Annotated in this window: 20 protein-coding genes; 15 read left to right on the top strand and 5 right to left on the bottom strand. The window is 33.1% G+C overall.

Translation table 11 applies throughout. The features are described 5' to 3' along the window. Window positions 1–237: 237 nt before the first annotated feature. The 5 genes from DES33_RS06220 to udk form a co-directional block, all read right to left on the bottom strand. Window positions 238–1,137 (bottom strand): diacylglycerol/lipid kinase family protein, encoded by a 900-nt coding sequence (locus tag DES33_RS06220; protein ID WP_110058416.1) that lies wholly within the window; start codon window positions 1,135–1,137, stop codon window positions 238–240. Window positions 1,138–1,147: 10 nt separating this feature from the next. Beyond that, on the bottom strand, window positions 1,148–1,816 hold the full coding sequence (locus DES33_RS06215; protein ID WP_227930614.1) for a heparan-alpha-glucosaminide N-acetyltransferase: 669 nt from the start codon (window positions 1,814–1,816) through the stop codon (window positions 1,148–1,150). Beyond that, the gene (gene cls / locus DES33_RS06210; RefSeq protein ID WP_110058414.1) at window positions 1,816–3,339 is read right to left on the bottom strand and encodes a cardiolipin synthase; all 1,524 of its coding nucleotides are present in this window, start codon (window positions 3,337–3,339) and stop codon (window positions 1,816–1,818) included. The genes DES33_RS06215 and cls overlap by 1 nt, the downstream gene beginning before the upstream one ends. 102 nt (window positions 3,340–3,441) lie before the next feature. Beyond that, on the bottom strand, window positions 3,442–4,689 hold the full coding sequence (tyrS, locus tag DES33_RS06205) for a tyrosine--tRNA ligase (RefSeq protein WP_110058413.1): 1,248 nt from the start codon (window positions 4,687–4,689) through the stop codon (window positions 3,442–3,444). Window positions 4,690–4,913: 224 nt separating this feature from the next. After that, window positions 4,914–5,522 carry a uridine kinase gene (gene udk / locus DES33_RS06200; protein WP_110058412.1) on the bottom strand — a complete coding sequence of 203 codons (609 nt, stop codon included), beginning with the start codon at window positions 5,520–5,522 and terminating at the stop codon, window positions 4,914–4,916. 214 nt (window positions 5,523–5,736) lie between these two features. Here udk and DES33_RS06195 point away from each other — a divergent pair, with 214 nt between their 5' ends. From DES33_RS06195 to DES33_RS06125, 15 genes are all read left to right on the top strand, one after another. After that, window positions 5,737–6,144 carry a hypothetical protein gene (locus DES33_RS06195; protein ID WP_110058411.1) on the top strand — a complete coding sequence of 136 codons (408 nt, stop codon included), beginning with the start codon at window positions 5,737–5,739 and terminating at the stop codon, window positions 6,142–6,144. Window positions 6,145–6,271: 127 nt separating this feature from the next. Next, complete coding sequence (locus DES33_RS06190) at window positions 6,272–8,365, top strand: Tex family protein (RefSeq protein ID WP_110058410.1); 2,094 nt, start codon at window positions 6,272–6,274, stop codon at window positions 8,363–8,365. A gap of 210 nt (window positions 8,366–8,575) precedes the next feature. Beyond that, entirely contained in the window at window positions 8,576–12,613 is a 4,038-nt protein-coding gene (locus tag DES33_RS06185; protein ID WP_110058409.1) for a cell wall-binding repeat-containing protein, read from the top strand. An 84-nt stretch (window positions 12,614–12,697) separates the two neighbouring features. Beyond that, window positions 12,698–13,108 carry a GNAT family N-acetyltransferase gene (locus DES33_RS06180; protein WP_094224280.1) on the top strand — a complete coding sequence of 137 codons (411 nt, stop codon included), beginning with the start codon at window positions 12,698–12,700 and terminating at the stop codon, window positions 13,106–13,108. Window positions 13,109–13,243: 135 nt separating this feature from the next. Continuing rightward, window positions 13,244–13,867 (top strand): ECF transporter S component, encoded by a 624-nt coding sequence (locus DES33_RS06175; RefSeq protein WP_110058408.1) that lies wholly within the window; start codon window positions 13,244–13,246, stop codon window positions 13,865–13,867. Next, window positions 13,864–14,595: an energy-coupling factor transporter transmembrane component T family protein gene (locus tag DES33_RS06170; RefSeq protein ID WP_094224282.1), complete on the top strand. Its 732-nt coding sequence runs from the start codon at window positions 13,864–13,866 to the stop codon at window positions 14,593–14,595. Before DES33_RS06175 ends, DES33_RS06170 begins: the two co-directional genes overlap by 4 nt. Then, window positions 14,595–15,431, top strand: a complete 837-nt coding sequence (locus DES33_RS06165; protein ID WP_094224283.1) for an energy-coupling factor ABC transporter ATP-binding protein — start codon at window positions 14,595–14,597, stop codon at window positions 15,429–15,431. The genes DES33_RS06170 and DES33_RS06165 overlap by 1 nt, the downstream gene beginning before the upstream one ends. Beyond that, window positions 15,431–16,249, top strand: coding sequence for an energy-coupling factor ABC transporter ATP-binding protein (locus DES33_RS06160; protein WP_094207613.1), 819 nt, complete (start codon window positions 15,431–15,433; stop codon window positions 16,247–16,249). The genes DES33_RS06165 and DES33_RS06160 overlap by 1 nt, the downstream gene beginning before the upstream one ends. Continuing rightward, window positions 16,242–17,144: a nucleoside hydrolase gene (locus tag DES33_RS06155; protein ID WP_094224284.1), complete on the top strand. Its 903-nt coding sequence runs from the start codon at window positions 16,242–16,244 to the stop codon at window positions 17,142–17,144. Before DES33_RS06160 ends, DES33_RS06155 begins: the two co-directional genes overlap by 8 nt. Before the next feature lie 338 nt (window positions 17,145–17,482). Next, window positions 17,483–18,154: a ZinT/AdcA family metal-binding protein gene (locus DES33_RS06150; protein WP_094224285.1), complete on the top strand. Its 672-nt coding sequence runs from the start codon at window positions 17,483–17,485 to the stop codon at window positions 18,152–18,154. Between the two features lie 68 nt (window positions 18,155–18,222). Beyond that, window positions 18,223–19,539 carry a metal ABC transporter substrate-binding protein gene (locus DES33_RS06145; protein WP_094224286.1) on the top strand — a complete coding sequence of 439 codons (1,317 nt, stop codon included), beginning with the start codon at window positions 18,223–18,225 and terminating at the stop codon, window positions 19,537–19,539. After that, complete coding sequence (locus tag DES33_RS06140) at window positions 19,540–20,211, top strand: metal ABC transporter ATP-binding protein (RefSeq protein ID WP_094224287.1); 672 nt, start codon at window positions 19,540–19,542, stop codon at window positions 20,209–20,211. Beyond that, window positions 20,205–21,044, top strand: a complete 840-nt coding sequence (locus tag DES33_RS06135) for a metal ABC transporter permease (RefSeq protein ID WP_110058407.1) — start codon at window positions 20,205–20,207, stop codon at window positions 21,042–21,044. The genes DES33_RS06140 and DES33_RS06135 overlap by 7 nt, the downstream gene beginning before the upstream one ends. A gap of 28 nt (window positions 21,045–21,072) precedes the next feature. Continuing rightward, a complete protein-coding gene (locus tag DES33_RS06130; RefSeq protein WP_094224288.1) occupies window positions 21,073–21,282 on the top strand; it encodes an AbrB/MazE/SpoVT family DNA-binding domain-containing protein in 210 nt (69 codons plus the stop codon). Window positions 21,283–21,408: 126 nt separating this feature from the next. Next, window positions 21,409–22,875 carry a C69 family dipeptidase gene (locus DES33_RS06125; RefSeq protein ID WP_094224289.1) on the top strand — a complete coding sequence of 489 codons (1,467 nt, stop codon included), beginning with the start codon at window positions 21,409–21,411 and terminating at the stop codon, window positions 22,873–22,875. The last annotated feature ends 144 nt before the right edge of the window (window positions 22,876–23,019 follow it).

Below are 23,019 nucleotides of genomic sequence, written 5' to 3'. Positions count from 1 at the left end.
GTTTTCACTAAAAAACAAAAAACATAATCTCTACTAATTTGAACATAATTAGTACACATTCATAGTCTATTATATAAGTATAAACAAAGTAAGTTTAATCTCAAGAAACAATCTCCTCCCTTAATATTGTTTTAACCTTAGATTAAACTGGAGACCACTCAGATGGTCTCTTTTTTATATTAAAATTTTAACCTAAAAAAGCTAACTCATTTTTGAGTTAGCTTTTCTTCTATATTTTTATTGTTCTAATGGTTTGGATAAGAATTTGAATCTTTTTTCTACGACTTTGATGTTCGATGGTGTTTTTTGGTACAATTCGCCATCTGTATCTGCGACTAATCCTTCAGGTGAGATGAACTTTATTTCTTTTGCTTTGAATGTTTGAACGCCTTCGTTTTGTTCGTTGAAATCAAAGCTGTTTGATTGTCCGAACATTGCTTTGAACGCTCCGATATTTGATTGTTCAACTACAAACACATTCAACACTCCATCGCTTGGGCTGATGTCGGAGATTGGAACTTCAACTCCTCCTGAGTACAATCCGTTAGCGACAAATACCATAACGGCATTTCCTTTTACTGTTTCGCCGTCGAGTTCCATTTCATAATCAAATGAATTGTCTTGTGTTAATGTTTCAAAAACTTTTGGAATGTATGTCAACACACCAAATGTTGATTTGTCAGCGTCTTGCATTTTTTGTGCGTTTTCGGATGCCATTCCTACTGTCCAGAAATTCAGAGCGATTTTGTCGTCATTTAATATACAGTCGTATTCTTTGACTTCTGCATCTAACAAATTCTCACTTGCCTCTACTGGATTTGCTCCGATGTTGACAGTTCTTGAAAAATCGTTGAACGATCCTCCAGGAATAATTCCTATAACAGGATCCATATCGTAATCGTATAATCCGTTGATGACTTCGTTTATTGTTCCATCACCCCCAACTACGATTACCAAATCAAAATCTTTTAATTCTTCACATTTTTTGTAGAAATCACCTTGTTCTTCGCTTTGAAAAAACACTGTTTCATTTGATAATTTTAATATATTAGGACTACATTTGCCTAATACTTCAAATATATCTTGTTGTCCTGAATTATCGTGATACATAACGATAGATTTTTTGAATTTATTCATTAAATCCTCCTTAAATTTTTACGATTTGTACAATTATCATTATTATAGGTTGGTGAATTAAATAAATCATCAAACTTTTTTTGCCCATTTTAGATAATAAATTCTCTCTTACATTTAATTTTATATCTAAAAAGTCTCCTGCGCAATATCCAACCAAATACATAAAATACCAAGGTAGTAATGGGAAATAGTCGCCACTGTAGAACTTATCGTTGTAGAATCCCACGAAACTAAACAGATTGGTACTTATATTCATTGGATGAGAGCTTATTTTGTAAGTTAGAATGAACATTACAAAAGATAGGACACACAATATTTTTTTGTTAAGGGTTAATTTGTCGACAAAAATCGTTATGAATGATGCCAAGCACAACAGATGAATTATTCCGAAGACTATGAAAAACTCATTTGCGAAGAAATACGTCACCACACTCAAAACCATAGCCACGATAAAAAGCGTGATGGTGTGTTTCTTGTGATTGTGAGATAGGTTGAAGCAATAGCCCGATATCAAAATGAAGCTGATGCAGATGAATCTCTCCCAAATCATGCCTGGTGTGTTTTCAAACCATTCAATTTTGAAATTTTCCATGTAGACCAAATCGAACAACAAATGGTAAATTACCATGTTGACAATTGCAAATCCCCTTAACGTATCGATTAGATTATTTCTTTTCATCATATCATTGGCGAGAATACTTTCAGAATTACGGATAGTATTTTTCTAAATACGCTTTGGTTTTCCAATTGTCGTGAAAATATTTCTTGTGATTGTGATTGCATTTCCAAGAAATCTTCCTTTAAGTCATCGACTATGTGTGAATCGTAGTACATCGCTCCGTTTTCAAAATGTAGATACAAGGATCTAAAATCCAAATTAATTGAGCCGACGACGCAATGTTTGTCATCTGATACACAACTTTTTGCGTGTAAAAATCCCGGAGTATATTCGAAAATTCTAACACCAGCTTCCAAAAGCGTTTTGTAGTAAGTTCTTGTAACCATATACACTAATTTCTTATCTGGTATTCCCGGAGTTATGATTCTAACATCGACACCGCTCTGAGCAGCATCTCTAAGTGAATCTATCATATCATCAGAAGGGATTAAGTACGGTGTTGTGATGTAGAAATATTTTCTGGAACGTGATAATAATTGCAAGTACGTACCTTTTCCAACGGGTATATTATCCAGTGGGGAATCAGTGTAAGGTTGGCAGTAACCTTCGTTTTCAGAAACATCACGAACAGTTTTTTCGAAGTAATATTTGTAGTCTAGTTCTTCTTCGTCGTACAACTCCCAAATGGACAAAAACATTATTGTAAATGACCACACACCATCACCAGTAACTCTAATTCCAGTGTCTTTCCAATATCCAAATCTTTGGATTTTATTCATGTACTCATCTGCCAAATTAAATCCGCCAGTGTAAGCGACTTTTCCGTCGATAACGACAATTTTTCTGTGGTCTCTATTATTGTGACGGGGCATTGGTAGAACTCTGATTTTATTGAAAACTTGAACCTTGATGCCTTTTTCTTCTAGTTTTTTGTAATATCTACGTGAAAGTTTGGTGATGCAGCCGAAATCGTCGTACAAAATCCTGACGTCGACTCCCTCTTTTACTTTTTGTTCCAAAACTTCCAGAATATTATTAAACATATAACCTTCTTCGATTATGAAAAACTCCAAGAAAATATAATCTCTTGCGTTTTTTAAATCTTTCATCAAATATTCAAAGAAAACTTCACCGTTTTTCAAATATTTCGAACTTGTTTTAGAAAATACAGGAGCATGAGCTGTTGTGTTTATGTAAGTTGCGATGGACTTGGAGTCGCCCTCCAGTTCGTCAATTACATTACCATTCGACAAAATATGGTTGTTAAACGTTGAACTAATCTTATCCATTCGTCTTTGTTGTGCACGAACGAATCTGTTTCTTCTGAAAAACAAATAGAACACCGCTCCAAACAACGGGAATATCCATATAGGAATGAGCCATCCTAGTTTGAAACTCGGGTTTACATCGGTGTTGACCACCATTATAGTAAAAGCGAAGGATATTATAATGTTTAATGTGTAGACATACACAAAATTTCTTTGGAAACTTAAAATCAAATAAACTAATAGTGAAATTTGAATGATAAATACAATTGCCAAAAGCATTATTCTACTAGTTAAAAATTTGAATAATTTTTTCATTTTAACCTCCACATATATTTTTAAATTTACTTAATTATAACACAAAACCCCGGCAAACTTTGAAAATCAATTCAAAATCGCCGAGGTCTATTTTTAAAAATATTATACTAATTTTACTCTGTGATATACTTTCTTTCCTTTTTTTATGATAAGTTCATCGTCGTTAAAATCGTGAATTGTTACAATTCTTTTTGGATCAGATTCCTTGTTGTCGTTAACAGAAATTCCGTTTTGAGTTACAAGTCTACGCGCTTCACTGTTTGATTGAGTAAGTCCTGTCATTGTCAACAAATTCAACAAACCAATTCCATTTTCAAAATCCAAAGCTTTCATTTCAGTTGTTGGCATATTTTCATCAACAGCGTTTGAATTGAACAATGCATTTGCTGTTTGACGAGCTTCTTCTGCTTTTTCTTCTCCGTGAACTAATTTGCACACTTCAAATGCCAAAACTTCCTTAGCTTTATTGATGTCACTTCCCTCTAAATTACCAAGTCTCTTACATTCTTCAGTTGGCAAGAATGTCAACATCAACAAGAATTTTTCCACATCTCTATCGTCTACATTTCTCATGTATTGGAACAAATCGTAAGGAGTTGTTTTGTTTTCGTCCAACCACACAGCGCCTTTTTGTGATTTACCCATTTTAACTCCGTCAGCAGTAGTTAAAAGCTTGAAAGTCATAGCGTAAACTTTGTCGTTTTCTAATTTTCTAACCAAATCGTATCCGCCCAAAATATTAGACCATTGATCAGAACCGCCCATTTGTAATTTACAACCGTATTTTCTGTACAATACCAAATAATCGTATGATTGCATCAACATATAACTAAATTCGAAAAATGTTAGGCCTTTTTTCATTCTGTTTTTGTAACTTTCCAAAGTCAACATTTGATTTACAGAAAAATGAACGCCGATTTCTCTCATGAAATCCAAGAAATTTAAATTCAACAACCAATCCTTGTTGTTTTCAATGTATGCCTTGTCTTCACCAAAATCGATGAATCTTGTCATTTGAGAATAAAATCTTCTCGCGTTTTCGTTGATAACTTCCTTAGTCATAATACTTCTCATATCGTTACGACCAGAAGGATCTCCAATCATTGTAGTTCCGCCACCTAAAAGACAAATCGGAATGTGACCGTGAGCTTGCATTCTCATCATAACCATCAATTGAATAAAATGACCAATAGTCAAACTATCTGCAGTCGCATCAAATCCAATGTAAAATGGAACTCTTTCTTTTCCGAGTAAATCTCTCAATTCATCTTCGTATGTAGCTTGTTCAAAATATCCACGCGCTACCAATTCGTCATACACATTTTCATGTTCAAATTCGTAATTAATCATAAAATCCTCCTATAAAATAAAAAAACTCTTGACACGAAAGGGCGAATTTACGCGGTACCACCTTTCTTATCAAAAGCTTATGTTCCATGCAAAGTATGAAACTACCTTGAAAACTCATGTGTTGTAATTCCCGAATAATCGGTACTGGTCACAATCATAATTTTCTATTGAGTTATTAAAATTTTATACTAGAAACTAATTTTAGTCAATAGCAAAATGTTTTTTTATAGTTTCGTAGCCAAATGATTGATAAGCACATCGATAGCAACCTTGTTCTTGCCACCCTTTGGCACAATCAAATCGGCAAATTTCTTACTAGGTTCCACAAAAAGCTCATGCATTGGCTTTACAGTTTCCATATATTGAGTCAAAATCGATTCAATAGTTCTGTCACGTTCCACGACATCTCTTGTAATTCTTCTTATGAGTCTGACATCTCCATCGCAGTCTACGAAGACTTTCATATCCATTAAATTACGAAGTTCTTCATTCTCCAAAACCAAAATTCCCTCTACAATCACAATTGGCTTTGGACTTTTCTTCAAAGTATCAGAGCTTCTAGTGTGAATTGTAAAATCGTAAGTTGGAATGTCGATTTCTTCATTATTTATAATTTTTTTAACATGCTCAATCAATAAATCTGTTTCAAAAGCTTGGGGATGATCGTAATTCAAACTAGCACGTTCATCCATAGTCAAATTGTCATGAGCAAAGTAATAATTATCGTGTTCAATAATTTCTATTTTATCTTCAAAATGTTTTTTCAAAGTCTTTACGATTTCAGTCTTGCCTGAAGCACTTCCACCTGCGACTCCCACAATATACGGTTTCATAATAGCCTCCTAGTTATTAGTTAATTTTAATATAAATTTTACAATTTTTCAAGGTTGTAAATTAGGATAACCTTTTAATTATTTGTAGAATAAAATTATAAATTGTGCTAAAATAATATTGAAATGTTTTATTTTGTAAATTTTATTACAAACTTTACAAAAAATTCAAGCAAATCACAATTACGGAAAATGTTTTAACAAAAGGAGATTTGAAATGTCAAAAAACACAAAATTTATTATTTACTCGTTGATTTACATATTGTTCATGATAATCATCAGATACACATTGTCTCATGCGCATGGATTTTTGATTGACCATTGCTTGATGATATTCTTGGCTATCGCAGCATTACTTGGATATTTTCATGGATTTATTTTCAAATTCAATTTTACGATTGTTTTCGTAGCGATATTTATGATGCTTTTCATCGGACAAATGACACCTCCATCAAGAGGATTTATCGAATATTCATTTATAGACTTTTATTACGTGTCGGCGGCGACGATTTTCATGTTAGTAGCAGACATAGCTGGATCCATCAGAAAAACTCACTTGATTCAAAAGGAGATTTTCTTGGAACAATTAGAAAAAGAAAAAAATGCCAAATTATTTAAATCGTAATCAATTAAACCATCAAGTGTTTTGCTTGATGGTTTTTGAAATTTTGGTGCAAATTGCTTTAATGTGGAAAAATAAATAAAATAATGTTAAAATATAGATTATAGTTTATTAAAAGAGAAGGAAGAAAATGAATATACTACAAAAATTATCAGAAGAATTAGACATAAAATATGATAACGTTGTTAAGACAGTTGAATTATTAGATGAGGGAAATACAATTCCATTTATCGCCAGATACAGAAAAGAAATCACTGGGAATTTGACTGACGAAACGTTGAGACAATTAAACGATAGGCTTACATATTTGAGAAACTTGCAAGAAAGAAAAGACGACATCACACGTCTTATCGATGAGCAAGGAAAACTCACTGAAGATTTGAAAAAACAAATCGACGAAGCGACTATTTTGACAGAATTAGAAGATATTTATCTCCCATTTAAGCCAAAGAAAAGAACTCGTGGATCAATCGCTGTAGAATTGGGACTACAACCAGTAGCAGATATGATAATGGAGAAAACTCACTCTTTATCTGAGATTGAGAAAAAAGCCTCAGAATTTGTCAACGGAGAAGAAATTAAAACAGTTGATGATGCTATTAGTAAAAGTTTGGACATCATAGCAGAGTTTGTATCTGAACAAAAAGTATTCAGAGATATAGTTCGTAATTCGTTCATAACTGATGGAATTATGAAAACTGAAGAAAAAAATGAAGACGAATCCGGCACATACAAGATGTACTACGATTATTCAGAAAAAGTAAAAGATGTCAAAGCACACAGAGTTCTTGCAGTATTTAGAGGAGAAAAAGAAGGATTCTTGAAAGTTTCATTCATTTTAAATGATGATTACAATATTTTCAAAATTATGAGAAAAATCGCAAGAAATAATGATTTTGAAACTTATGATTTGATAGAAAAAGCAGTAAAAGATAGCTACAAGAGATTGATAGTTCCATCAATTGAAACAGAAGTGCGTCAAAGTATGAAAGAAATGGCAGACGACGAATCAATCGGCGTATTCAAAAGCAATTTGAAGCCGTATTTGATGCAACCTCCTATCAAAGAAACTGCGATTATTGGACTTGACCCAGGATTTAGAACTGGTTGCAAAGTTGCTGTAATTTCTGAATACGGAGATTTCTTGGACAGTGCAGTAATTTATGTAACTGATGCAAGAAAACAAATCCAAAGGGCAGATGAAACTTTGAAGGATTTTATCGACAAATACAACGTCAAACTAATCGCAATAGGTAACGGAACGGCTTCTCGTGAAACAGAAAAATACGTATCTGATTTGTTAGCGCAAATCGACGATGAAATCTTTTATGCAATCGTAAACGAAGCGGGAGCAAGTATTTACTCTGCATCAAAACTTGCAATAGAAGAATTCCCTGATTTAGATGTAACAATAAGAGGTGCTATTTCGATTGCACGTCGTATTCAAGATCCACTTGCAGAATTGGTCAAAATCTCTCCACAATCGATCGGAGTTGGACAATATCAACATGATGTCAACCAAAAGAAATTGAAATCATCACTCGAAGAAGTAGTGGAAGATTGCGTTAACACAGTTGGTGTCAACATCAACACAGCAAGCTCTGCGCTTTTGAATTACGTATCTGGAATTACGAAAACAACTGCGAAAAACATCGTGGATTACAAAATAGAAAACGGACCATTCACTAATCGTCAAGAAATCTTGAAAGTAAAAGGAATTGGACCAAAAGCATTCGTACAATGTGCAGGATTTTTGAGAATTCCTGAAAGCGAAGAAATATTAGATAACACAGAAGTTCACCCAGAAAGCTATGAAATCGCAAAACAAATCATGAAATACGATTTGAACGATATAGATGTGAAAAAACTATCCGAAGAATTAGAAGTAGGAGAACCTACTTTGCGTGATATAATCGAAGAACTAAAAAAACCAGGCAGAGATCCACGTGACGAAATGCCAAAACCAGTTCTAAGACAAGATGTATTGTCAATCGATGATTTGGAAGAAGGAATGATAGTCACAGGAACGGTTAGAAATGTCGTGGACTTCGGAGCATTCATAGACATCGGAATAAAAGAAGACGGACTTTGCCATATTTCTAAGATGAGCAATTCTTACATCAAAAATCCAAGAGAAGTGTGCGAAGTAAGTGACACCGTAAAAGTAAAAATAATTGGAATAGATAAAGAAAGAGGATTGGTTTCCTTGTCAATGAAATTATAAATATTTTCAATACAAACTCCTAATTAGTTTAGCGATTAATTAGGAGTTTTTACGTTATTTGCAAATAAATATGCTGTGATAAAGTATATAATTTTGTTTTTAAATAAGATAATAAATTATTATTAAATTAATTGTTTTAAATGTGTTATTGAGTTATAATGATATCGGTATAAGATTAACTACCAAAAATAAAATCATTAGGAGGAAGCTTTGAAAAGAGTTGTAGCTTTTCTGTTAGCTTTTGCGCTTGTTTTTGGATATGCTCCAGTAGCAAAAGCAGCAGATGAAAAAGTTGATGGTAATGTAAATAATGAAGCCACATTACCAGAATCAGATGTCAAAACAAAGGAATTTTCTGTCAAAGTATTGTGCCAAGTGTGCAATTTGCAACCTGTTGCAAATCAATTGGAATTTGAATTAGAAAATTTAGAAACAAAAGAAGTGATGGAGTTTACATCAGCACAAGGAATTGCCAAATTTAATATTGAAAATATTAAAGTTGGTCAAAAATACAAAATCACTTTGAAGAAGAACAAAGATTACCAAATGGATCCATTTAATGTAGAAGTAATGGAATATGAGGGAGATCTTGTTTTAGCAAAAGAAGATAATTATATCTTGGAAGATATCCTAGTATCCAAAATTGATCTTTCTAAGGAATGTGTCGACGATGTTTGTGAATTTTCAGACAAGAAAGTAACTATGGCACCTATTCCAATGATGGTGGAAGAAAATGGAAACAAAAGAGCTTTGAAATCAGATGAAGAAGTTATATTTGATTTGTATAATACTTCAAAAGCTGAAAGAGTAGGCGAAGTAAAAACTGTTAATGGACAAATCCCTGCTTTGAGTGTTTACGAAAAAGACGATTATATTTTATTCACAAGCACTAAGAATAAGAAATTTATATTGGCAGATAAACCATTTGAAAGAATTGTTAGCGAGTTCTATTTCAGACAAAACGGCGAAGGTAAATTGCCAATTAGACATAAAGCTAAAAACCCATACTTACAACCAGCAAAAACAGAAATAGATTCATTGACTGTTCGTCATTTAAAAGAAAATGAAAAAATCACTGACAGGGTTACTTTGGATTATGTTTGTATAGCTCCAATTGAAAATGATAAGCAAGACTTTAAAGATTTAAAAGTTGTATTCACAAGTGAATATGATACAGTAACAGCAGTTCCTATTTTGCAAGATCAATACGGAACTTTATTGAGTCCTTTTAGTTTGCACGAGGGAGTACAATATTCCGTAAAAATTGAGGACCCTAAGGGACAATACGCAATAGAAAATTTTCCATTCACTATAGTGGACAAATCAGAAAGAGGACCTAATCATCCAATGGGATGGGAAGATGGAAAGTACGGATTCGACCATTCTTATTGTGGAAATGCAAACTTCATAACTGTTGTTAAAAAAGGCGAAGAAAACAAACACAACACAGTTATCAAATGTATCAATGGAAACACATCTGTTTCTGGAATGAATTTTAAAGATTTATTGTTAAGAACAATTCATCCAGACAAATCACAAATCAAATCAATGGAAGGAAAAGATTTTGATTTATTCAGATTTAAATTAATCAATCCAAAAAGATGTGAAGTTTCCAAAATGGCTGATGGAGATTTTACAATTCATAGAAACATCCCAAAAGATAAATCAGTAAAGGCTGTATATCAAGTTGAAAAAGACGGTAGCCTTACAAAATTAGATTTTACTGTAAAAGATAATGTAGCAAATATTAAAACAAAAACATTATCAATTTACGATACTGTAATTGAATATAGAAAAAAAGCAGAAGAAAAATTGGAACAAGAAGTTGAATTAGATGTATTATGTGGTTCTTGCAACAGATTGCCAGTTGATAAAGAATTGGAATTTGAATTGGAAAACTTGAACACTAAAAAAGTTTCAAGCATAAAAGCAAATTCTGCTAAGGTTAAGTTCACTTTAACAGAAGGCGAAAAATACCAAATTCGTTTAAAGAAAAATGACGAATACAAGCTTGATCCTTTAACTGTGACTGCGAAAAAAGTCAACGGCAAGATTGTGGCAATAACTGATGATAATAAAGTTTTGGAAGAAATTTTGTTGACTAAGTTAGATTATTCAAAAGAATCTGTGGATGATGTTTGCAAATTATCTGACAAAAAAGTCAAAATGGCTCCAATTCCAATTATGGTTAATGAAGATGGAAAGACTAGACCTTTATCAGATAGAGAATATTTGTATTTCACATTATATGATTTAACTAGATCTGAAAAAGTTGGAACTTTCATGGCATATGAAGGGGAATTGGCATCATTGTACGTATATGAAAATGACGACTATATGCTAACAACTGGCTCTAAGAATAAGCAATTCATATTATCAGATACTCCTTTTGATAAGGAAGTAAACGAATTTTATTTCAAAGCAAATGGCGAAGGAAATTTACCAATTAGACACAAAACTAAAAACCCTTACGCAAAACCAGTTGATCCAAAAATTGATCATCTAACAATAAGACCTTTGAAAAAAGATGAAGTTATCAAAGATAAATACACTATTGATTATGTAAGAATATTACAAGATAAGAATAATCCAAAAGATTGCAGCAATGTTAAGTTGATATTTACAAGTGAATACGACACTGTAACTGCAACTACATTAGAAGAAGATGAATGGGGAGTTCCAATCACTCCAATTGATTTATACGAAGGAGTGCAATATTCTGTAAGAGTTGAAGATTCAAAAGATGAATTTGCAATTGCTAATTTCCCATTCACACTTGTTGATAAATCAGAAAGAGGACCAAACCATCCATTAAAATGGGGCGACGGCAAATATGTATTCAATCAAACTTCTTGCACTAACGCAACTTATTTGACATTAGTTCCAAAAGGAGAAGAAAATGACAACAATACAGAATTGAAATCTGATGATAAGAGTACCACTATCAAAGGAATGAACTTTGGAGATTTGATGCTTAAAACGACTTATCCAGAGAAATCAAATATAAGACAACTTGCAGGAAAAGATTTTGATTTATTCAGATTTAAATTAATAAATCCTCATAGATGTGAAGTTACAAAAATGGCATTAGGAGATTTCACAATACAAAGAGTTGTTCCTAATGATAAAAATGTTGTAGCGGTTTATGAAATCGACAAATATGGAAACTTAAACTTGTTGCCATTCAAGCAAGATAAAGATTTAGTAGACATTAAAACAAAAACATTGTCTATTAATGATATCGCGATTGAATATACTAAAAAATCAGTAGAAGATAATCCAAGTGTTCCAGATGATAAACCAAATAAACCAGAAGATAATACTAATCCCTCTGATAAAAAAGAAGTGAAAACATTCGAAGATTTGTACAAGCAATTTGCAAATTCTAGAATTTCAGGAGAAGACAGATATCAAACAGCTATTGAAATTTCTAAAAAACACTTTACATCTTCTGAAAATATAGTATTAACATCAGCAAATGAATTGGTAGATTCATTGACATCAACTCCACTTGCGACATCTTTAAAAAGTCCAATACTTTTAAGTGGTAAATTAGAAGTAAATGCAAATACTTTGAATGAAATTAAAAGATTAAATGCAAAAAATATTTATATTGTAGGTGGAGAATCTACTATATCAAAAACAGTAGAATCTAATTTAAAACAACAAGGATACAATGTAGTCAGAGTTTCCGGCAAAGATAGATACAAAACATCTGTCGAAGTTGGCAAAAAAGTCGTGGAAAAATCTGGAAATAAACACAAAATTGTGTTGGCGAGTGGAGTGAACATTGTCGATGCACTTTGTGGAAATAGTATTTCCGCCAAGGAAAATATCCCAGTATTGTTAACTCAAATCGATGAATTGAATGAATACACGAAGAAAGCAATTAAAGAATGGAATATAAATGAAATTGTAATTGTAGGTGGAAAATCTTCTGTATCAGAAAAAGTCGAACAAGAGATTGTATCTATGGGAATAAAAGTAACTAGATTAAGTGGAAAAGATAGATTTGAAACTTCAGTAGAATGTGCAAAACACATCTATCCAAATGCAGAAAAAATCCTTGTAGCAAATGGATATAATTATGTAGATGCATTAGTTGCAGGTCCTATAACACAAATCAATAAAACTCCAATAATATTACTGGAAAAAGATAAAATCCCAGCATCTGTTCAAAAATATTTGAACGATTCTAATATCAAAGAAATCCAAGTAATTGGAGGAGTAGAAAGTATTTCAAAATAAAATCTTAGAGATATTGGCATATAGCTGATGTCTCTTTTTTTGTAAAATTAAGAAAAATAATGGATAATATGTGTGAGGTGAGTTATGAATACAAAATACGTTATAAAAAATGCAGCGGTTAGTCCAGATGATTACAACGAATTGCGTGAAAAATCTGGTATTGGAAATAAAAAATCGAAAGAAAATGCGGAAACTGCAATAGAAAATTCTCTTTTCATTACATCGATTTATGATGGGGATAAGTTGATTGCGATGGCAAGGGTTGTCGGAGATGGGGCGATTAGTCTTGTGGTTACTGATGTGATGGTGGATTCACAGTATCAGAAAAATGGTTTGGGAAGAGTTTTAATGAATGAGATTAACAAATACTTGGACGAAAATTATGATGAGGATAGCTATATTATTTTGTTGGCGAACACTCCTTACGATGCATTTTACGAAAAATTTCATTTCAAACAATTTCCTAACAAGAAGGGTATGCTAAGAGTTTTGTAAACTTTGAATTAAATATTTTAGTAACACAAAATTTTTGTTAATATTTTTAACGAAAAATGATTTATTAATTGGTCGTATTATGATAAAATTTATTCAACGCGAAAATTTTTTTCGTAAAATTTATAGGAGGAATTTATGAAATCTAAATCTAAGATGAGCTATAACTTGTCGGTAATTTTACTAATTCCACTTGGTATAGCTATCAATTTTGTTGGTGCAAATTTAACTGCAGCATTAAAATTACCGGTTTATTTGGATGTTATAGGAACTGTGTTCACAGGTGTATTGTGTGGACCTTGGATTGGTTTTCTTACAGGTGTTGTCACAAACATCGTGACATCTGTTACTAACCCTACGCAACTACCATATATGATTGTAAGTGGTGCGATTGGTTTGGTTGCAGGGGTTTGTGGGAAAAAGGCAATGTTCAAGACTCCAGCAAAAACATTTGTAGTAGCAGTTATTATTTGGCTTGTTGCAATGGTTACATCTGCGCCAATTACTGTTTTGGTCTTCGGTGGTGTTACTGGAGCGAGTGGTTCAAGTGCAATCACGACGTTTTTGGTTGCAACAGGAAAAGGATTATGGGAATCTGTTATAGGTTCAACTGTGCTTACAGAAACTTTGGATAAGTTTTTGACTTCGTTTGCAGTGTATTTCCTTATCAAATCCATTCCTAACAGAAATTTGTTGAGATATCCTAATGGAATTCAATACATAAAAGAAAAGAAGAACAAATACGTGAGAGGTGCAAAATGATATCTAAAATTTTCCCAACAACAAAACTTTTTATGGTTATAGTTACAGTTATTATTTCGTTGGTTTTGCCATGGCAATTCGCATACCTTTTTGTACTTCCATTAAGCTTGATATTAGCTTTGTTGGATAATAAATTCAAACAATACGTGAAAAAATTGTGGATAGTTTTGTTATTAGTATTATTAATAATGTTTTTGTTCCAATTATTCTTGGACAAATCAACAGAACACGTGTATTTGAATTTAGGATTTATGAGAGTGACACTTAACGGAATATTAAATGGTTTGGAACAAACAAAATTCATTCTAACGCTTATAACTTTGTTTTTATTATTCTTCGAAACAACAGACATCGAAGATTTAATGATAGCTCTTCAACAAAAAAGAGTAAGTCACGTTACAAGTTACGTAATTATGGCGACAATGACTATGATTCCAGAAATGATTAAGAAAAGTTCCAAAATCATAAAAGCACAACAAGCACGTGGAATTGAAACAACAGGCTCCATTAAAAACAGAGCGAAGGCGTTCTTCCCGTCACTTGGACCTTTGATTATATCATCACTTTCAGAAATTGATGAAAAGACAATTACACTTGAAGCACGTGGATTTGCATCTGAAAATGAAAAAACATGTCTTAAGGAAATTAAGAAAACAACTGCAGATAGAATAATTTTTTACGTTTTCATTGCATTGGTTGTGTTGGTATTGGTGTGGAGGTTTAAATAATGATAGAAATTAAAAATGTTTCGTTCAAATATGAACTTCAAGAAGAAAAAACGATAAAAAACTTGGATTTGTACGTGAAACAAGGAGAATTTGTGGGGATTATTGGCAAAAATGGTTCTGGCAAGACTACTTTGTGCAATATCATTAGAGGGATAATTCCAGACTTTGTTCAAGGAGAAATTACAGGAAGTATTTATATCGACAATAAAAATATCAACGATATTGAACGAGGAGAAATGGCGGAATTAGTTGGATTTGTATTCCAAAATCCATTCAGTCAAATCTCTGGAATAAAGAAAACTGTATTCGAAGAAATAGCCTACGGACTTGAAAACTTGGGAGTTCCAAGAGAAGAAATCAGACAAAGAGTAACTGATGTTATTAAATTACTTAAAATAGAAGATTTGCAAGACAAAAATCCGAATGAATTGTCTGGTGGTCAATCGCAAAGAGTAGCGATAGCTTCAATCATCGTAATGAATCCAAAAGTTTTGATATTCGATGAACCGACAAGTCAGCTTGACCCACTAGGAACTGAAGAAATCTTCGATATTTTGAAACTTTTGAAATCACAAAACAAAACAATAATACTGGTAGAACACAAGATTGATTTGATAGCAGAATACGCTGATAGAGTTGTGGTAATGGACGATGGAGAAATCATCTTCAACGGTGAAACTCACGAAGTTTTATCAAACGATAAAATCGAACAGCACAATGTATCTATGCCTATAGTTTCAAAACTTGCATACAAATTAAATGAAGAAAAGTCAGGATTTTTCAAAAAAGTTCCTATAACTTTAGATGAATGCAAGAAAGAATTGGAGGAAAACTAATGAGCAAATTAGAATTTAAAAATGTAAGCTTTACTTATCCTAATGGATTCAAAGCGATTAATGATTTGAATTTGGTCGTAAATTCTTCAGAAAAAGTTGCAATCGTGGGACAAAATGGAGCCGGCAAATCGACTTGTGCAAAACTAATGAACGGACTATTGAGACCTAATTCTGGGGAGATTTTGTTAGATGGGAAAAATACAAAAGACATGACCACAGCACAAATATCCAGAAAAGTAGGCTACGTCTTCCAAAATCCTAACGATCAAATCTTTAACTCCACAGTTTACGATGAGGTTGCATTTTCGTTGAGAGCATTAAAAGTCGACGAAGATGAAATGGACAAACGTGTCAGACAAGCTTGTGAAATCTGTGAACTTTCAGAATATTTGGACGACCATCCTTATGATTTGCCATTTAGTACGAGAAAATTCATAACGATAGCAATTACAATTGCAAATGACTGCGACATTTTCATATTTGATGAACCGACAGCAGGACAAGATGCATATTCTATGAGTTGCTTGAAAAGAGTAATCGATCATTTGCACGATTTGAACAAAACAATCATAACGATAACTCACGATATGGAATTCGTCGTTGAAAACTTCGACAGAGTTGTAGTAATGTCCAACAAAGAAATCATCAAAGATGCTGATAAAAAGGAAGTTTTTGATGAAGATGAAATCCTACAAAAAGCATACATCCAACCACCTGTTGTCAAAAGACTTTGCAACTCAATTAATTTGAACGAAAAATTATTGTCGGTGGATGATTTTGTAGATTACATCAAAAATTTTGGAGGTGCTAATGATTAATTGTATATTGGATTTTGATCCGGGAGTTGATGATGCAGCAGCTTTATTTGCAATTAAAAATTCGAAAAATTTAAAGCTGTTGGCACTTTCTTCGGTAAACGGAAACGTATCAATCGAACACACAACAAGAAACATGCAATGCTTGGCAAAACTTTTGGACATAAATGTTCCTATGGGAAAAGGACAAGAAGTGCCACTTGTAAGAGAGCCTTTCTTTGCAACGGTTCACGGAGATGATGGAATTGCAGGATTCAGAGATATGATCGAATCAGAAGATGTGAATGAACTTACAAGCAAAAATTCCGTTACAATGATGCACGAAATTATCCAAAACTCAACTGAAAAAATCACGATAATTGCAGTGGGACCACTTACAAACATTGCACTACTTCTAAGAACTTTTCCGGAAGACAAGGAAAAAATCGAACAAATCAGCATCATGGGTGGCTCCATTACAAGAGGTAACGTCACAAGTCTCAGCGAATTTAATTTCTTCGTCGATCCAGAAGCAGCGAAAATCGTGTTTGAAAGCGGAGTTAAAATCATAATGGCAGGACTAAACGTAACACAAAAAGCCAGCATAACTGATGAGCAAATTAAATTCTTGGACACAATTGAAACGAAAAGAACGAAATTTGCACACAGAATTTTGAAATACTACGCATCAAACGATGCAGGAATTCATGATCCTTGCTCAGTAATAGTATTGGATAATCCAGAAGTTTTCGAAACGAAAGACATGTACATCAAAATCGATGTGCAAAACGACGGAACAAGAGGAATGAGCTACAGAGATTTGATTAAAGAAGAAAATGGTGAATTCAACTGTAAAGTAATAACTAAAATCGACATCGATAAATTCAGAGAAATATTGATGCAAGCTCTAACAGAATAAAACTGGCTCCGAGAAATATCTCGGAGTTTTTTTAAATTCAAATGATTATCATTATTGACAGAATAAAAAAATAATGTTATTATTTATTTGGATAAAGTTAGTAGGATGATTTTTACAATTGATTTTGCAGATTAGACGTAATTTGCAACTAAATAAGTTTTTAATTCTCAAAAAACTTATTACATATTTAAAATTGAATAGAATGATTAGGATGAGAAATAAGATTTTATTGTAATAAGTTAATTAATTAATAAAATTAGAATGCATTCAAATTTGTTTTGAGATATTAATAACTATTTGTATTTCCGTGCTAACAAATATAAATAAGGAGTATTGATATGAATAAATTAAAATTGATGACTTTGGTTGGTGTGATGTCAGCGGCTTTGTTGTTGAATGGTTGTGGAGCACAAAAAGATGCACCGAAAGAAAATACTAAGCAAACTGAGCAAAAACAAGAAGATAAAAAAGAAGACAGCAAGGCTACTGAAAAAACTGAGGACAAAAAGGAAGAAGTAAGCTTGTCTGATTGGGACGGAGAATGGAACAATATGGGAAGTTATTTGGAAAAACCAGAAGTTCAAGGTGCTTACAAAACTTTAGCAAAAAAAGAAAATATTGATGAGAAAAAAGCAAAAGCGGATTATCTTGAAAAAAGAAAATGTGAATTCAACGGATTGAAAATCGACGGAAACAAGATTACATTTACAAGCAAAATCCCTTCAGAAAATGGAGACAAAATAGCTGAAACTGAGTATAAATTTGTGGAAAAAAAGGCTGTAAAACATGGATCACACATGCTAGAATGGGATGTTTTTGAAGCTGTGGATTCTAATGCAAAATACAAAGTTTTGTTGATGATGCCAATTCACGGCGAAGAAGAGTTGACACATTTCCACATGAGATATGGTAATGACAAGGAAGAATTATTTGCAAAGGAAGGCTGGTTCCCAACTTTCGTAAAACCAAACACAACTGATAAACAAATTATCGGAGAAATCGAAGAATAAGGTTGGAATATGAAATTGACAAAGGGCAGGGACGACCTGTCCTTTGATTTTTGAAAAGGAGAATTTAGATGAAAAAGAGATTTTTGAGTTTTCTATTAGCCTTGTGCATGGTTTTGTTTGCGGGATGTTCCAATCACACGAAAAAATCTTCAGGAAAACCGGTTATCTACACATCGTTTTTTCCTGTGCATGATTTGGTGAAGATGATTGCAGGAGATACTGTCGAGGTGAGAACTTTTATGCCTGTGGATAAGGAGCCTCATTTGTGGGAGCCGTCTGCTAAGGATATGAAAAAACTTGCCGATGCAGATTTGCTGGTTGTAAATGGTGCGAATATGGAACATTGGGTAGACAAGGTGCACGAGAATTTGCCTAATTTGGATATTTTGAAGTTGTCGGATTCTGTAGAGCTAATCACGTATAAAGGAGCTGCTGCAAGGGGCGATTTTCAATATATGGCACAATTGGACTTAACAAAGGGAAAACGAAAAATAGATTTTGGGCATACTCATGAAGATATTATGAGGGTTGCGTTCTTCAAGGACAATGGAGAAGACAAAAAAGAATTAGTCAAAAAAGCTAAGGAAATTATGAATCAAAAAGGTGAGATTGTTCACCAAAAAAACACTTTCGATGTTGAAGAAGGAAAAGTATATGGCCTTGAAATGGGTCATGAATCTGGAGAGATATTTTACAACATAAAAGATGATGGCAAGTGGATTTTCGTATCGGACAGAATAAGCGAAGATTTGCTACCATATTATTTACAAGATACTAATGGAAAATTGCTTCAAGATGAGGGCAAATTAAAGCCTGTAATGGAAGGTTCTTCGTCAGGATTTGACAAGATAACTTACGATCCACATTCATGGTTATCTGTCGTAAATGCAAAGAAATATTTGAATAGTATCCAAGACAAATTGATACAAAAATACCCAGATAACGAGAGAATTTATCGAAAAAATAAATTGAAATACGTTGATAAATTGACAGACATTGACGCAGAATACAAAGAAAAATTTAGTAAATTAGACAACAAAAGCTTTTTGGTAACACATTACGCTTATGCATATATAGCGAGGGATTTTGGGCTTACTCAGTATCCATTAGAAGGTCTTACTAGCATGGAAAGTCCAAGTCTTAAAACAATAAAAAAAGCCGTGGATTTTGCGAAAACAAAAAACATTACTACGGTATTTTATGAATACGGGAAACCTCCTAAAGAAGCGAAGACTTTATCGGAAGAATTGGGAGGAGATATAAAGCCTTTGGCTTCGATGGAATTTATAACAAAAGAGCAACAGGACAATAATCAAGGATATATCGAATTAATTGAGATGAATTTGAAAAACTTATACGAATCTATGAAGAAGGCAGGTGTATAAATGAATGCAGTAACAATAAACAACTTAAACTTTGGTTATAATGAAGATTTGGTGCTTAAAGATTTGAATTTGAAGATAAATCAAGGAGAAATGGCTCTAATCCTTGGTGGAAATGGAAGCGGTAAATCAACTTTATTGAAATTAATGCTGGGAGAGTTAAAAGCTGATGACGGAGAAATCAAAGTTTTAGATAAAAATATTAAAGATTACAAAAGCTACCGAGATATAGGCTATGTTCCCCAAATAAATATTGTAAACAAAATAGCGTTTCCGATTACTTGTTTGGAGCTTGTAACGTTAAATTTGTATGAAGATTTTGGGCTAATTAAAGTCGCACGCAAAAAACATTACGACAAGGCAAAACAAATTATGGAAGAAATGGGAATGAAAGAATACATTAACCGACCTGTAAATGAATTGTCTGGAGGGCTTCAACAAAGAGCTATGATTTGTAGGGCGATGATTAATGAGCCAAAACTTCTTATACTCGATGAGCCGACTGCAGGTGTTGACAAAGAAAACAAAGAGAAATTTATAAAAACAATTGCTAAACTCAACAAAGATTACAACATAACTGTAATAATGGTAACTCACGAAATAAAAGAAATAGAAGCTTTGGATATTGAGAGAACACAATACGAAATGATTGAAGGGAGGCTTGTAAAATGCTAGAATTTGCGTTTATGAGAAAAGCATTGGTAGCAGGATTGATGCTTTCGATAATGATTCCGATGATTGGAATAATAATGGTTAATCGTAAAACATCGATGATAGGAGATGCGCTTTCTCATACTGCTCTTAGTGGAGTTGGGCTTGGACTTATTTTAGGATTCGACCCATTAGTAGGCTCTGCAATAGTTTGTGTTGTAGCGGCATTTTTAATAGAATTAATCAGAAAAAAATTCCCGCAATATGGAGATATGGCAACTGCTGTCATAATGAGTACGGGACTTGGAATTGCAGCGATATTATCTGATTTTGCTCCTGGAGGAAACTCATTTGAATCGTATCTTTTCGGAAGCATTTCTTCTGTAACAAACAGAGATGTGATAAATATTTCTGTAATTTTCATATTAATTTTAGCAGTGTCTATATCGCAATACGCAGGATTATTGGCTATTTCTATCGACAAAAACATCGCTCGTCTTGCAGGAGTCAAAGTAAATAGAATCAATGCGATATTTACATTTTTGTCAGCGATTACTATAGCTCTTGCAGTGAAAATAGTTGGAGCGTTGATGGTGACATCTTTGATTGTACTTCCCGTAGCAACAGCACTCATAATTGCAAAAAGCTACAAGAAAACATATATCACAACAATAATTCTAGGGATTTTATACATGATGCTAGGAATAATCCAATCGTATCAATTTGACATTAAACCAGGTGGAGCAATCGTAGTAAATGCAGTTATAGGTATGATAGTTTTCGTAGTATATTCAAAAATTAAACAACCAAATAGGAAAAACTTTTCAAATTCACAAAATAATGCTAAAATAAAGTAAATACAATATTACAAGAAGGCAGGATAATATGAATTTGGAAGTAGAAAAAGGAAACAAAGTAACAATACCGGATATATTAATGAGAAAATACGACCTAAGGGTTGGAGATATATTCGAATGTGAACTTGAAAACGACAAGATAATATTGATTCCTAAGAAAAACCACGATGCAAATTATGTAGAAAAATTAAAAGGATTGACTGACGACACAATTGATGCATTAGGTGAAGAGGAATAAAATCAAAAGGGCTATTAAAAAATTTATTGGTAGTCCTTTTTTCTTTTTTCTGTGTAAAAAATATGAAAAAGGGGTATAATGATATTGGATATTAAAAAAGTATCACATTTAAGGAGGTATGTAATTATGGCATGTACTACATTATTAGTAGGTAAAGAAGCGAGCTTTGACGGCTCCACAATTATTTCAAGAAGTGAAGATTCTCCTTCTGGAATTTTTACAGCTAAGAGATTTATCGTTGTAAAACCAGAAGATCAACCAAGAAAATACGAATCAGTTTTATCAGGATGCAAGGTGGATTTACCTGATAATCCTATGAGATACACAGCACTTCCAAACTCTGACACATTCGAAGGAGATTGGGCAGCATCAGGCGTTAACGAAAAAAATATTTCAATGAGCGCTACTGAAACTATCACTACAAACGCAAGAGTTCAAGGAGCAGATCCTTTGATTCAATCTCCAACAAAAGATGAAAAATTCGGTGGACTTGGAGAAGAAGATTTCGTAACTTTGGTTCTTCCTTACATTAACTCAGCCAGAGAAGGTGTTGAAAGATTAGGTAAATTACTTGAAGAACACGGAACTTACGAATCAAACGGAATTGCTTTCCAAGATGTTGATGAAATTTGGTGGTTAGAAACAATCGGTGGACATCACTGGATGGCAAGAAGAGTTCCTGATGATGCATACGTTGTAATGCCAAACCAATTGGGAATTGATTATTTCGATTTTGATGATGCTTACGGCGAACAAAATGAATTCATGTGCTCAAAAGATTTGAAAGAATGGTCCGAAAAACATCACCTATTCTTAGATCAAGAAGATTATGTAAATCCAAGATTAGCATACGGATCTCATGATCATTCAGATCACACATACAACACACCAAGAGCATGGATTATGCTAAGATATTTCAATCCAAAAACATTGATTTGGGATGGAGTTGATGCTGATTTTACACCAGAATCTGATGATTTGCCATGGGCAATGGTACCAGAAAGAAAAATCACAGTTGAAGATATGAAGACAATATTGTCCAGCCACTACGAAGGAACACCTTACGATTGCTACGCAAAACATGGAGATCCAAACTATCGTGGAATGTATCGTCCATTGGGAATTAGCCGTGACAATGTAACTCATTTCACACAAATAAGACCATACGCTCCAGAAGAAATCAGAGCAATTCAATGGTTATCATTTGGTAGCAACGCATTCAACGCAGCAGTTGCATTCTACGCAAACGTAGAAACAACTCCAAGCTATGTTGGAGATCAAGTTACAAAGGCAACTTCAGAAAACTTCTACTGGGCTAACAGAATCATAGCTGCACTTTGCGATGCACATTTCAACAAAACAGCAATCTTCATCGAAAGATATCAAGGAGCAGTTCAATCCAAATCCAACGAAATAATCAATAAATACGACGAAGAATTTGCTAAAAATTCAGCAAACGCTCATGAGTTACTTGAAAAAGCAAACCAAGAAATGGCAGACTTCTTGAAAGAAAAAACAGACAAATTACTTCACGATGTTTTATTCACAGCAAGCTGCGAAATGAAAAACGGATTCGCAAGAAGTGATAACTAATATTTAACGATAACAAATGAATTAATAGCAATCAAAAAACACCTCATATTAACCTGAACCCCAAAATCCGGAATACGGATGGAGGGGTTTTTGTATGCCAAAATACACAAAAGAATTTAAAATAAAATTAGTACTAGAATATTT

Origin of the sequence: Finegoldia magna (assembly GCF_003182075.1) — a bacterium.
Lineage (GTDB): Bacteria > Bacillota > Clostridia > Tissierellales > Peptoniphilaceae > Finegoldia > Finegoldia magna.
This window is presented reverse-complemented; position numbering and strand designations above follow the sequence as displayed.